11 protein-coding genes are annotated in these 11,685 nt (G+C 60.4%); 6 read left to right on the forward strand and 5 right to left on the reverse strand.

Features of this window, described 5'->3' with window-relative positions; translation table 11 throughout:
• Nucleotides 1-83: 83 nt before the first annotated feature.
• On the forward strand, nt 84-248 hold the full coding sequence (locus EXE63_RS32930) for a hypothetical protein (protein ID WP_230023082.1): 165 nt from the start codon (nt 84-86) through the stop codon (nt 246-248).
• 248 nt (nt 249-496) lie between these two features.
• Here the strand turns inward: EXE63_RS32930 and EXE63_RS13180 are convergent, their stop codons facing one another.
• The 3 genes from EXE63_RS13180 to EXE63_RS13190 form a co-directional block, all read right to left on the reverse strand.
• Nucleotides 497-1,165, reverse strand: a complete 669-nt coding sequence (locus EXE63_RS13180; protein ID WP_062657481.1) for a DUF305 domain-containing protein — start codon at nt 1,163-1,165, stop codon at nt 497-499.
• A gap of 419 nt (nt 1,166-1,584) precedes the next feature.
• Complete coding sequence (locus EXE63_RS13185; protein WP_084395221.1) at nt 1,585-1,992, reverse strand: four-helix bundle copper-binding protein; 408 nt, start codon at nt 1,990-1,992, stop codon at nt 1,585-1,587.
• A gap of 260 nt (nt 1,993-2,252) precedes the next feature.
• Nucleotides 2,253-2,465, reverse strand: coding sequence for a hypothetical protein (locus EXE63_RS13190; RefSeq protein ID WP_234811963.1), 213 nt, complete (start codon nt 2,463-2,465; stop codon nt 2,253-2,255).
• Between the two features lie 489 nt (nt 2,466-2,954).
• On the opposite strand from EXE63_RS13190, the gene ripA reads away from it, so the two are divergent.
• Entirely contained in the window at nt 2,955-4,313 is a 1,359-nt protein-coding gene (gene ripA / locus EXE63_RS13195) for an NlpC/P60 family peptidoglycan endopeptidase RipA (RefSeq protein WP_234904570.1), read from the forward strand.
• Between the two features lie 592 nt (nt 4,314-4,905).
• Here the strand turns inward: ripA and EXE63_RS13200 are convergent.
• Nucleotides 4,906-5,619 (reverse strand): carbon-nitrogen hydrolase family protein, encoded by a 714-nt coding sequence (locus EXE63_RS13200; protein ID WP_168142296.1) that lies wholly within the window; start codon nt 5,617-5,619, stop codon nt 4,906-4,908.
• 154 nt (nt 5,620-5,773) lie between these two features.
• Nucleotides 5,774-6,307, reverse strand: coding sequence for a hypothetical protein (locus EXE63_RS13205; protein ID WP_168142297.1), 534 nt, complete (start codon nt 6,305-6,307; stop codon nt 5,774-5,776).
• A gap of 139 nt (nt 6,308-6,446) precedes the next feature.
• On the opposite strand from EXE63_RS13205, the gene EXE63_RS13210 reads away from it, so the two are divergent.
• The 4 genes from EXE63_RS13210 (at nt 6,447) to EXE63_RS13225 (ending at nt 11,660) form a co-directional block, all read left to right on the forward strand.
• Nucleotides 6,447-6,935, forward strand: a complete 489-nt coding sequence (locus EXE63_RS13210; protein ID WP_168142298.1) for a hypothetical protein — start codon at nt 6,447-6,449, stop codon at nt 6,933-6,935.
• Between the two features lie 438 nt (nt 6,936-7,373).
• The gene (locus tag EXE63_RS13215; RefSeq protein WP_168142299.1) at nt 7,374-8,483 is read left to right on the forward strand and encodes a S1 family peptidase; all 1,110 of its coding nucleotides are present in this window, start codon (nt 7,374-7,376) and stop codon (nt 8,481-8,483) included.
• A gap of 200 nt (nt 8,484-8,683) precedes the next feature.
• A complete protein-coding gene (locus EXE63_RS13220; protein ID WP_234904571.1) occupies nt 8,684-9,553 on the forward strand; it encodes a DUF4238 domain-containing protein in 870 nt (289 codons plus the stop codon).
• A 967-nt stretch (nt 9,554-10,520) separates the two neighbouring features.
• Nucleotides 10,521-11,660, forward strand: coding sequence for an XRE family transcriptional regulator (locus EXE63_RS13225; RefSeq protein WP_168142301.1), 1,140 nt, complete (start codon nt 10,521-10,523; stop codon nt 11,658-11,660).
• The last annotated feature ends 25 nt before the right edge of the window (nt 11,661-11,685 follow it).

Genomic DNA, 11,685 nt, shown 5'->3' on the forward strand with positions numbered 1-11,685 from the left:
TGTCTGGGTGAAGATCCGCTCAAGATTGGCCGCATGTTTGATCACGTGGGCCCGAACGCGCTGCGAGGGGCAACCTGAGAACCATGGAACAAGCATCGCGTGCGTCATCGGCGTCGACCAAGGGGCTATCCGGGCGCGTCGTTGGTGGCGAGCTACGATTGGCGAAAATGGTAGCCAGCTACCTGGAACGCGAGCAGTTCGAGGCCATAGTTGCTGACAACACGATCGACCCGGTCCTGTGCTTGTGAAGTTTCTGTGTGTGTGGCGGAGAATCTTTGAACGGTCCTACCGAGCCGAGGTGGCCCGCGATAAGGGCACGCGCGGAAGCCGGCCTGGAACTGGCCATCGCCAAAGGTCTTGTTGAAGCGACACGGCGGGACCATCGCCGCTTCCAGCGGCGGGTGAGGCGCCGGAACCACCTTCACCGTGGAATTACCAGCAGAACAAGGCGACTTCGGATGACCGCCGACCACTAGCGATGCATGGCTGAATTGCCCTATTTGTCCAGCAGTGCCCGCATCTCGTCGATCTCGGCCTGCTGAGATGTCACAATGCTTCGCGCCATGTCGATAGCTGCCGGGAACTGACCATTGTCAATCTCCTGCTGGGCCATGGTGATAGCACCCTCGTGGTGCTCGATCATCTGTTCCAGGAACAGCCTGCCGGCTTCTGGGCCCGATGCGTTCTGCAGCGCAGCCATGTCAGCTTCGGACATCATGCCGTGGCCGCCATCGCCCATACCGGGCATATCTCCCATGTCACCACCGGACATATCGTGACCAGGCATATCCGTGCTGGTCGTGGCAGGTGCAGACGAAATGCCCCATTGCTGCAACCAGCTTTGCATCTTTTCGATCTCGGGTGCCTGCGCAGCCTTGACGTCGGTGGCCACGGAAAGCACTGCAGGATCGACACCCTGCTTACCGAGAAGCATGTCACTCATCTCGATCGCCTGTTCATGATGCGGAATCATTCCCTGCGCGAAGGCCACGTCGGCGTCATTGTGCGTTGTGGCCGCGGCCGACGTGCTCACCGTGCTCGATACCGATGCCGGAGAGGTTAGTGAGGCAGCCTCATCGCTGGTGGCCCCACCCGAACAGGCACTCAGAACGAGGGCTGACGTCCCCAGCGCCACGAACCCATATCCATACTGTTTGCGCTGCATCCGCACACCTTTCCTCGACTCAACTGACGAACATGCGCCAACAGGGCACCACCAGGAGGCGCCCGCCACTTCAGCGTCGGACTCGCGAGTATAGGTCTCTTCCACTTCCCATAAAGATCTCATGAAGACTGCGCAGTCGGTCGACTCGATCCTTGCGCACCGGTCTGAGACAGACTTTGAGATCACACCGTGGCAAGGTGAGCGATGGCGCGAATTGTTTGCGCGGCAAAGTGCTCATGAGGCTTGCGTCGGCGGCTGAAGCCGCCGGCGGGACGAAACCGCTGGAACCTTTCGCCGCTGAACGACACGCTGCGTAGCCGCACGAGGCAACCCTTGGATCAGGGGTTCTCGAATTAGCGAGAACCGGGGACGTTCCTCGGTCGGCCTGCAATTGACCGCTGCGGCCGAGGCGGTGTCGGCTACCCCAGGGAGCCGATCAGTTCTCGGCATGCTTGTTCACATCTGCGGCAAGCATCCGCGCAAACCCGACAGTGTTCGTGATGCCCGGCATGCTTTGTGCATTCGTCGCCACAGGCCTTGCACATGGCCGCACATGTCTCGAGCACGGAGCGAGTTATCTTCGCGTCATATCCGGTATGGCGCGACAGAACACGTGCAGTTACTTCGCATAGGTCCGCGCAATCGAGATTCGTCCGTACGCACCTGGTGAGGTCGGAAACCGAATCCTCGCTCAGGCACGAATCGGCGCACGCTGAACAGCTTTGAGAGCACGACTGGCATGCCTCGATACAAGCCACCAGACTCACCTCGTTTATACCTCCCAGGTCTTTTGGGTAGGCGTCGAGCATTTGCGATACGGTACTCATATTCCCTTTCCTAAACTGTCTTCGCAATGGATCTGTAGGCGCGTGCCGGTCCCGCCTTCGCACGGATACCCCGCGCCTGAGTGGATGACACGCCGTTGGATCGAGAAATCTGTAGCAACTACGTAGATGTAGCCGCTCGAATTATGTTCTGCAGCAGGCGCAGGCGCAGGCGCAGGCGCAGGCGCTGCCTTCGCTCCTCTACGAAACGCGCACCTGACGCCTCCATGAGGTGGCCAGCCATAGCGCAGTGGTCATGATCATCAGCCTTTACGCAGCGCCGCCTTTACTTGAGCTGACTGCTCGGCATTCATCTGCTCGGCGGTGAACGCTGTGGTGGTACGCCTCCGGAATCGAACGCGGCCGTCATCAGACGCGCTGAACGCTGTTCGCGACTCATCGCCGCCCTGTGGAGATAGGCTGTGCCGCCCGCGCCGCCGCTTGCGATACAGGTTGTCCATGGTCGACTTGTCCATGGTCGACATCGCGGCGACGCAGGCGATCGGACAACTCCTCTAAGACGCCGCGAACCGTGATCAGCTCTTGGTGGTCCACACTTCAGTTCATGATCACCGCTTCGAGATCGCCGGATCTTCGCTGTTCCGTGCGCTGTAACCCCCGCCTGGATCTGACGAGGTGGCCGATTCCTGCAGCTTCCTAATGAAGCCGCCGCCAGGCGAGATGCGACCTACTGCAAGGCTTCTCCACCTCCGATGCCGACCCCGCATCGGTAAGCCTGGTCGAGGTGTTATTGCATCGTGATTGTGACAGACGTTTCTCCTGATGCGGCAGTGATGTACGTTCCAGCTACGCACTATTGCACTACGTACTTATCGCAGTAGTAGGACATCGACCACAAGTGTCTCAGCGCGCCTGGCTTCATTTGTGGCCGACGTCAGTCATCCCACTCAGGAGAATCGATGCGGCACCTCACTTCATTTCTCACCGCTGGGCTGCTTGCTTCGATGCTGGTCGTTGGCTCTTCGGGCACCGCAGTGGCCGGGCACGAAAGTGGTGATGGCGACACGCTTGCGGTTCTGACCGCTGCCGTTGCCGAAGCCAACCAGCATGTTGCCGATATCGGCGCTGACATCCAACACCAGCAGGAGAGCGTCAATCGGGCCCTGGTCGAGGTTGCCAGTGCCCGCGAGGCGCTCTCCGGGGCGCACCGCAGAACCGCCGAAAGCGAGAAGGCACTCGCCGACAGCCAGACCAACATCGACGCTGCCCAACAGCGATTCGACGAGTTCGCCGCCTCCACCTATATGAGCGAGCCTTCCGGCGCACTGCCGCTGGCACGAAGCCCTGAAGACATCTTGTCGGCGGCCTCGACGCAGCAGATGTATCTCATCGCTTTCAGCGGAGTGAAACACGACCTACGCCGCAGCCAGACCGAACGGGCCAACAGGCTCTCCGCCGTCAAGCAGGCCCAGCTGGATGCGGACGCCGCAGCGGCCAAGGCGCAACGCCGACAGGACGGCGCCGTCGCCGAACTGCTCGCCGTACAGCAGGTATTCACAAACCAACAGTCTGACCTCGCACGGCTGGCCGCCGGACGCGACGCCGCACAACGGCGACTCACTGCTGCCCGGCCGCTGCCCGGTGCCGCCCACACCCTCACTCCTGCGCCCTCTGGCGTCCCAGCGCTGCCCAGCGGGCAGTGGGACCGTCCCAGCCCGTCTCCGGCGGACCGCGCCGGCGCCGAACAATGGGATACCACGCTGCCGATGGCGCCCAGCGCGAACGTGACCGGCGACCCGATCGCCGTCATAAATGCCGTTCTCAAAATCATGGCGACCTCGGCCCAACTGACCGCCGACATGGGCCGCAACTTCCTCACCAACAATCTGGGCATTTTGTCTCCGGCGACCGCTGCCGCCGACCCCGGCATCACCAATGGACGCATTCCCCGCCTGTATGGCCGCCAGGCCTCCGAATTCGTGATCCGACGCGCCACGTCGCAACTCGGAGTTCCCTATTCGTGGGGTGGCGGCAACGCCAACGGACCCTCGCGGGGCATCGATCAGGGAGCCAACACCGTCGGCTTCGACTGCTCAGGACTGATGCTGTACGCCTTCGCCGGCGTCGGCATCAAACTCGACCACTACTCCGGATCGCAATACAACGCCGGCCGCAAGATTCCGTCATCGCAGATGCGGCGCGGTGACCTGATCTTCTACGGCCCCAGCGCCAGCCAACACGAAGCCATGTATCTCGGCGACGGAATGATGATCGAAGCCCCCTACACGGGATCGGTCGTCAAGATCTCGCCTGTGCGGACCTCCGGCATGACGCCCTACGTCACGCGCTTGATCGAGTACTGACAGCCAGACGTCGACGATGACGGGGGCCGCGGAGTAGTCAGCTCGCCCGGCGTAGCCGCTGCGAACCGGATGCTCCTCCCGTCCCGCCCTGCTCGGTTCTGCCCGGCCGCGCACCAGCGTGGAAGAGCGCCGTCGCGGCGGCAATGGCTCAAGCCGGGAGCTAATGACCACCCGTGGGCGATACGGAGAGCAGCTGGTTTCGTCATTCAAGTGTCATCTGCGACATTTGGTGACATCTCAAATGACCAAATGACATCGACTTTGACAATCGACAGTGGTGGCTGTCGATCGTCAAACTGGATGGCGAACCTCACCTCTCCTAACTGCGCCTCTTTCCGATTGTCACACAGGTGGCGGGGCGGTTTCAGTCATCCAAGTGGCGGAAGTCAGAACGGTACGGTGGTGCCAGTCGTCAGTGCGGCGTGCTAAACCAGAGCGCCACCATCGACAACACGCTACTTCGTGCCCGGCGCCGGCGACGACGCCTCGCCCAGCCCGAACATCGAGGCGTATTCCCCACTCACCGCGGCGTTCATGCGGGCGTCCCAGCCGCGCGGATCGAACGGCCGCGAGTGCGACTCGATGTCGGCAATTACGAGCCCGACCGTCTGGGAGTCGGCGGCGGCGAGCACCGCGCCGTCGGGGTCAAGGATGCGGCTACACCCCAGGGCGAAGCGCCCCTGTTGCTCCCTGCGACGTCCGCCTGGACGATCGACACCGTGTTATCGACGGCGCGCGCGACGGCCAACGTTTCACCCCTGGTGCGGAACCTGTTCTTCAAGGTGCTGTCTCGGCGGAGATGGCCGCTATTGGTCGGCACCAGAATCAGCTCCGCACCCTTATTCGCGAGTATCCGCGCTGGTTCGGCGTACCAGATGTCGTTGCAGATGAGGATCCCGAACACGGTGTCGCGGAACGCGATGACCGGTAGTTCGGTTCCGGCGCTGATCGCTGTGCGATAGCCCGGGTACACCTTGCGCTGCACTAATTGTATTGCGCCGTCGGCGACGAACGCGACTGAGCTGTAGAGCTTTCCGGTTTCTGCGCGCTCAGTGAAGCCGATAACCGAAGCGACGGGCGAGGACACCACTGGCGCGAGCAGACGAGCCAACTCTCGTACGCTCACTGCGACTTCTGCAGGAGACTGGCCGTCAGATTCGTACGCGAGCCCACCGAGGAAGCTTTCCGGGCAGCACAACAGCTCGACGCCTTCACCCTCGCACTGCTGAAGTTGTCGTTGAATCAACTCGACGGCTTGGCCGAACCCAAACGGCAGATACGGACCCTGGTAAGCAGCCACCCTCATGCCAGGCAGCCTTTCATGCGGCGAGCCCCCTTGTGGTCAGGCTGCGGTCGGCCGGATCACCGAAAGAAATCGGGCGATCGATCACCAGCTCGGAGCTTGGATGGGCAGGCTATCAGCGATCTCCAGGATCAAAACAGTTGCAAGAGTTCGACGTTCAGAGCTGTACGTGAATGTAAGCGATTCTATCCGCTGCGCGTGCCGCACCCGCGATTGCGCTTTGTAACATGTCCCGTTCAGCCTTGGAAATTTGCTTCTTGCTGAATCGTTCGAGCTTCAGTTCGTCTCGAATGATGTTCTCCGCGAGTACTTCGTTGTTGGTGCGAGCATGCTTCACGCGGAGGTCTTCGATAGCGCTTACGAGTTTGACCAGCCTGCTCGCAGACTCAACCGCGACTGGTATCGCCGTTTTGGCTGCGACAACGACATCCAGCGGTGAGTTATACGAAAGCTTCTCAACGTTGAAACCTAGCGATGCAGATAACGCGCCTTCGTAGACGCTCTTGAAACTGCGGGGCTCACCGAGTTTGAGCTCCTCCCATTCGAAGAAGGTCGCAAGGGTCGAGACAAAGACCAAGCTGTGAAGATCCATCAAATTAGAAGCAAGCTGCGGAATTAGTAACGGTGCCTCGCCGTCATTGTTAGTAATGCTGAGAACGACGGTGTCGCCCCCTGTCGACGATTCCGACACGTTTGATTCCTCCAGTGAGCCGCTACGTTTCTGACATTGAAGCAGAACTAGAGCCGCGGTCTGGGTATTCTGCGTGCTGTCACATCGGTGCAGGATGTCATCAGCGCAGGCCGCGACCATACTGATTAGTGTGCACGTCATGTGGGTCTACACGTTGATTGCCACTGTGCTGGGTGGCATTGGTACTAGTCTGAGCATCTACAACGTCTGGTATGCCCGGCGTGAGCCGGTCCGTCGCAACCAAGCAGCGTTGAGGGCGGAACTGGACGCGAAGCTCGAACACATCGAGGACATGCTCGACAAGCCGCGACGCGTTATGGAAGACCGGATGACCGGACGCGACCTCGGGGCTCGCCTGGACATTGAGGCACGCGAACTCGACAAGCTAGCCCGTCCTTTGCTTGCGCCGACGCCGATCAATATCGGCAAGATCAGCGCGCAATTGAGGGCAATCAACGCCATTTGGTCTGAATTCCCTAATGGCGACGTGCCGGTCGATCAGCGTCTACATGCAAAGGCTCAACTAGACCTTGCCGCGCGATACGTCGTGTCCGCACGGCAGGGGCTGATGAAGATTGAGCAGGGCGCGATCCGGCACAAAGCTCAGTTCAAGGCGCTGCGTTCGTAGGAAAGGCGACGTAGCGACCGCCGCCACCAGGGCGGCGGTCGCTACGTGTGTCCCCGTTCCCCGGTCGTAGTCCCTCCGCGCCAACGGACGACTCACCTGTTGCCGCACCGCTTGGGGGACCGGCACTGCCGTGAGCGCGGCGTCAGCGCCACCGCAGGCACCGGCGGCGCCTAGCCCTCAAGGACCGCCCGAGCCGCCTCCCGCCCCAACGACACCTTGCAGCCGACGGTGCCACATGCCACCTCGTCGCCGACGACACCTGTCAAGACCTCTCAGACCGACCGAGTGGCCGCCTACATCACCGTCTGTTCGTTCCGGCGCGGAGGACCATAACGCGGACGGCAGCTCCACTAGCGCCTCTATGTATGCGTATTGAAGGCCACCCACAGTGCCCGTCTGGTACAAACTTCGCCAGGTGTGTGGCTTTAAGCTGGACAGATGACGGAAGCGAGCGGATCCCGTGGGGCCAACGAACCTGTCGTGATCCGAGCTGAGCCCGCTAGAATGGTCCTTCCCCCGCATGCTCCCGGCTTCCTCGAAATTCGCGTACGAATCGCGCAGGCAGCGATGCGCTTCTTTGATCCTGCACAGCCAAACCCTTACGCCGATGCACTCGGCAAACCCGCCTATGACCGCGACAACTCACTAACGGGTGAGGACTTTCGCCAACACCTGCTTGCCGATGAAACCTTCTTCACCGAGTTGCATTCCGTTCTCATACACCCACTCCTGCGGGATATGGCTCGTGCAGACCTTCTGTACGACCACGGGATCAGTCGAGCAACAGATGGCGTGCTCGGGCATGCCTACCAAGCGATCCCCAGTTCGATCACCAATGCTCAACGCGGCGGCAGTCTTTGGCTATCGCGTGCGCTGGGTCCCACGATGATCATCGAGAAATACGGGTCCGTTACAGCACACATGACCGGCACTACGCCCGATGGCGACGTGACGAATGCCAGCGGCCTTGTGTTGGATCCTGGCCATATCTTGACCAACGCACACGTTGTACGAGACTGCACGCTAGATGCCACGATCGCCGCGCCGGCACCGCACACGCCTACGGAAGGCGCATTGCAAACAGCATTTCACATCACCCTTCGCACAGATGATGCCCTTATACACCCGACAATCGACGTCGCAGTCATCCCCGTTGACACGAAAGGTCCACCTTTTAAGGCACTCTCGGGTGTGGCGTTTCGAGACCCACAATGGTCCGACGAGACATACGTTTTCGGTTATCCACCGATTTCAACACTCGACAGTCCGTACCTCGTCGTTCAGCGAGGTGAGGTGGTCAATCCGGCAGTGAGGTCCCGCGAGGACGAACAGTTCTTCCTCTACTCTTCGATAGCCCGACCCGGAAACAGCGGCGGACCAGTCGTTGCTCAGGACGGCCGCGTTGTCGGGTTGGTCACCCGCGACCTGCCCGACGCTAGACAGATCGCTTCGCCTTTCTATGGAGGCGTCTCCGCAGGGCAAATCCGCATCGCACTAGGCGATTTAGGGGTCGCGGACCTGATCCATTGGGAGGACTGGCACTACTGACAGCACCACTGCTGTCGAGTCAAGGTCCTTGCAACACAGCGCCGCGGCCGGCCCGGTGCTGCGTCGACCATCATCACTGCGCACCTTCAAGTGGGCTCGGAAGGGCTGCAACAAGATCCCGATCGCGAATTCACGCCGGAAGGGGTCGTACGATCCAGGTTGTGCCATCTACACCGACGAAACACCACTTCGTACCGCAGATGCTTCTTCGTCGATTCGCACACGATGGCCGTCTCTGGCACTTCTCAATCGAGCGAGACGAGCGCTTGCGACTAACGAGCCCGCGTGAAATGGGACACGTCAACAACGGACACACCATAGTCACGAAAGACGGAGAGCGGGACCAATCATCGCTTGAGCAAGCCATGAGCAACATTGAGGGTGCCGCAAGCGCTGCAATTGCCGCAATCGAGAACAGTCCGGACATGGCGATCGTCCCCCCGGGGCTCGCCGAGGCCATTGCATGGCTCGCCAGTCTCCAAGAATCTCGAAGCAGGGCTTACCTCGGATACGTGGCGGCAAAAGCAGGGTTGTCTAAGAAGGGCGATCCGTTCAAGGGGACGATGGGTGAGCTTCAAACGATGCTCTTGCGTGCCGGCGTCATGGGAGTCCTGGACGCATGGAACCTGCGCGACGACCACTCAATCAGGCCGAAGGATAGGTGGGACTCTGTAACACACGCCCTCTTGGGAATGCGTTGGGAAGCAATACGATACCCCGACCCATGCCTGGTGGTGTCCGACGCATTCGCCGCCCAGTATGGAATCAGGCCAGATTCACCGAGTACGTTCGAACACAATCCACACTTGGCGGAGTTCGGGCTGAATACGCCGTTGTGGGCCGCAGAAGGAGTGACTATCGCCCTGACGCCGCGTCTGGCGATCAGTCTTCAGCGCGACGGGACAGCTCGCACTATGCCGGCTGCAGACGTCAACATGCACACAATCAGATCCGCCCGATCATTTCTGGCGTTTCCATCTAACTTTAAACCGAGCGATGTGATGCCGGCTTGGATCACATGGATCGCGGAGGCAAAGACCATACGGCGAGCACTGCCGAAGTCGCTGTGAACTTCGGCAGCGCTGGTCCTCTCCTTGCCCTGAAGCCCGCGCTGAAGACGTGACACGCACCTCGGACAGCCGGCCCGCGACACCTATCGAGGCATAACGCGCTTAATCTGCAACGGGCCGAAGTATCGCTCCCGGCCGGACTGGGTGCACTTCAGAATTCTCAGCTAGGACACGCCGGTACTTCATTTCCTGTCATTTCTGCGCATATGTGCTTCACTGTTCACATGACGCAGTGGGACGCAGCTGCCAGTGAGCAGCTCGCAGCAATCGTTGAGCACCTACAGGGTAAGCAAGTGATCTCCCTACTAGAAACGATCGCCGCTTCTGTATGGCGCGCTAACACAGCCAGATACGAGCCCAGCGATCTAGGCGATACTCCGCGATCGTTAGGCATCACAGCTGCGGAAAACTTCCGTGAGCTCGCTCTTCGGCAAATATGGCACCCGGCCCGTACCGCCAAGATTGGTCGAGACGTGCATGTAACTGCACCGAATGGCTCGCTGCTAGTCCAGTCTGGTGGCATCAATCTGCTAGTGAAGAAGGCCGGGCCCATGGTCACTTTGGCGGAGCCGGACTGGAGTGAATTCGATTGGTCGGCAGAAAGCGACGTGCGTCGAGCGGCCGCTCGAAACAATAGAACTCGGTATAACCCTTTTCAGATCGGTAGCGGCACACTGTTTGACGGCTTGTTCCCTGCAGAGGGCGACCCCAAAGCGCTCCGCGACGTTATTCTTGTTTGGGCAGGGGGCTGGTCGAGCCCGAACACCGCAGGGTGGCTCGGAATCCCAACGGAAAGCCCCGACTATCCTTGGTTAGCAACGCAACAACTATGGTGGCATAGAGGTGATACCGGGAATGCAACCCGTGGTCGCAATGAATCAACGGATTCCAGCACTGATAGCTTTGAACGGCGACCGGCGCCAACACCTGAGGTGCGACTCAAGCCGAGGCCGAAGTCAGCTGGAGAATGAGCGACATCAGTGATGCAATGCGCGCGGCACGTCGACGTCGAGTCAGCGGGTCGGTATCAACCTTTAGCGGTGCACGATTGTCCATCGCCCGGCGGATGGCCCGGATGTCGCGTGCCGAACTCGCGGCGTTGGTTGATATCTCGCCCACAGCTATTACTCAGTTGGAGCGCGACCAGTACCGTCCGACTACCGCAGTAGCGGCTGAGCTCGCACTCAGCCTCGGCGTGCCCGGACAGTTCCTGCAACGCAGCGTGAGTGATCAGACGATACCGGCCTCGGCAGCACACTTTCGCTCCCTGCGAGCTACGCCTGCGATAAGTCGTGAACAGGCGTTGGCATACGCTGACCTCGCCTTGGAAGTCTTGTCTGGTATCGAAGATTATGTCGATCTTCCGCCGGCGGATCTCCCATCCTTGAAGGGATACGTGGGCGAGATTTCTAGAGCTGACGCCGAACGCGCGGCGGCTGAAGCCCGGCAGATGCTGGGTGTCGCGGAAGGTCCTGTCCCTCATGTGGTGAGACTGCTTGAGGCCCAAGGCGTACTTGTGCTCAGGTACCCCAGTGACCAGTTCGATCACCGGGTGGATGCATTCTCAACTTCGGCGACCCGTCGTCCTGTTGTGCTGCTGTCTTCGACGAAGGCCGACAAGGCACGCAGCCGCTTCGACAGCGCTCACGAGCTCGGGCACCTGCTTCTACATCCAGACGCAGAACCGGGTTCGAAGCTGATTGAGGGTCAAGCCCAGGACTTCGCTGCCGCGTTCCTGGCGCCAGCTGATCAAGTAATTGACGACCTTCCCCGCACTCTCGACTGGGATGCGTTCCACGCGGCGAAGAGGCGGTGGGGTGTAAGTTTGCGCGCGCTCGTCTATCGCGCGCGGACATTGGGCCTACTTTCGGATTCGATGTATAGGCGGGCCAACATAACGCTTTCTACTTGGGGTACGCCGGAACCCGGGCCGTTGGGTCCTCCGGAATACCCGTCTCTTCTGGGCACCGCGGTCGCGCTTCTCGCTGAACACAACGTCACTACCGCCGAACTTGCACAGCACGCCGCTTTACCAGACGAACACTTCGCCATGGTCGTCGCGGCGGCGACCGACAGCCGACCGAAGATCGTGCCGACACCGTTCTGACCGAGACCAGGTGCTAGATGTATCC

The organism is Mycolicibacterium frederiksbergense (genome assembly GCF_012223425.1).
GTDB lineage: Bacteria > Actinomycetota > Actinomycetes > Mycobacteriales > Mycobacteriaceae > Mycobacterium > Mycobacterium frederiksbergense.

Coding starts and splice junctions, on each gene's coding strand:
- EXE63_RS13225 (WP_168142301.1), top strand. CDS start 10,521: ATGAGCGACATCAGTGATGCAATGCGCGCGGCACGTCGACGTCGAGTC.
- EXE63_RS13215 (WP_168142299.1), top strand. CDS start 7,374: ATGACGGAAGCGAGCGGATCCCGTGGGGCCAACGAACCTGTCGTGATC.
- EXE63_RS32930 (WP_230023082.1), top strand. CDS start 84: ATGGAACAAGCATCGCGTGCGTCATCGGCGTCGACCAAGGGGCTATCC.
- ripA (WP_234904570.1), top strand. CDS start 2,955: ATGCTGGTCGTTGGCTCTTCGGGCACCGCAGTGGCCGGGCACGAAAGT.
- EXE63_RS13180 (WP_062657481.1), bottom strand. CDS start 1,165: ATGCAGCGCAAACAGTATGGATATGGGTTCGTGGCGCTGGGGACGTCA.
- EXE63_RS13200 (WP_168142296.1), bottom strand. CDS start 5,619: ATGAGGGTGGCTGCTTACCAGGGTCCGTATCTGCCGTTTGGGTTCGGC.
- EXE63_RS13210 (WP_168142298.1), top strand. CDS start 6,447: ATGTGGGTCTACACGTTGATTGCCACTGTGCTGGGTGGCATTGGTACT.
- EXE63_RS13190 (WP_234811963.1), bottom strand. CDS start 2,465: ATGGACAAGTCGACCATGGACAACCTGTATCGCAAGCGGCGGCGCGGG.
- EXE63_RS13220 (WP_234904571.1), top strand. CDS start 8,684: ATGCTTCTTCGTCGATTCGCACACGATGGCCGTCTCTGGCACTTCTCA.
- EXE63_RS13185 (WP_084395221.1), bottom strand. CDS start 1,992: ATGAGTACCGTATCGCAAATGCTCGACGCCTACCCAAAAGACCTGGGA.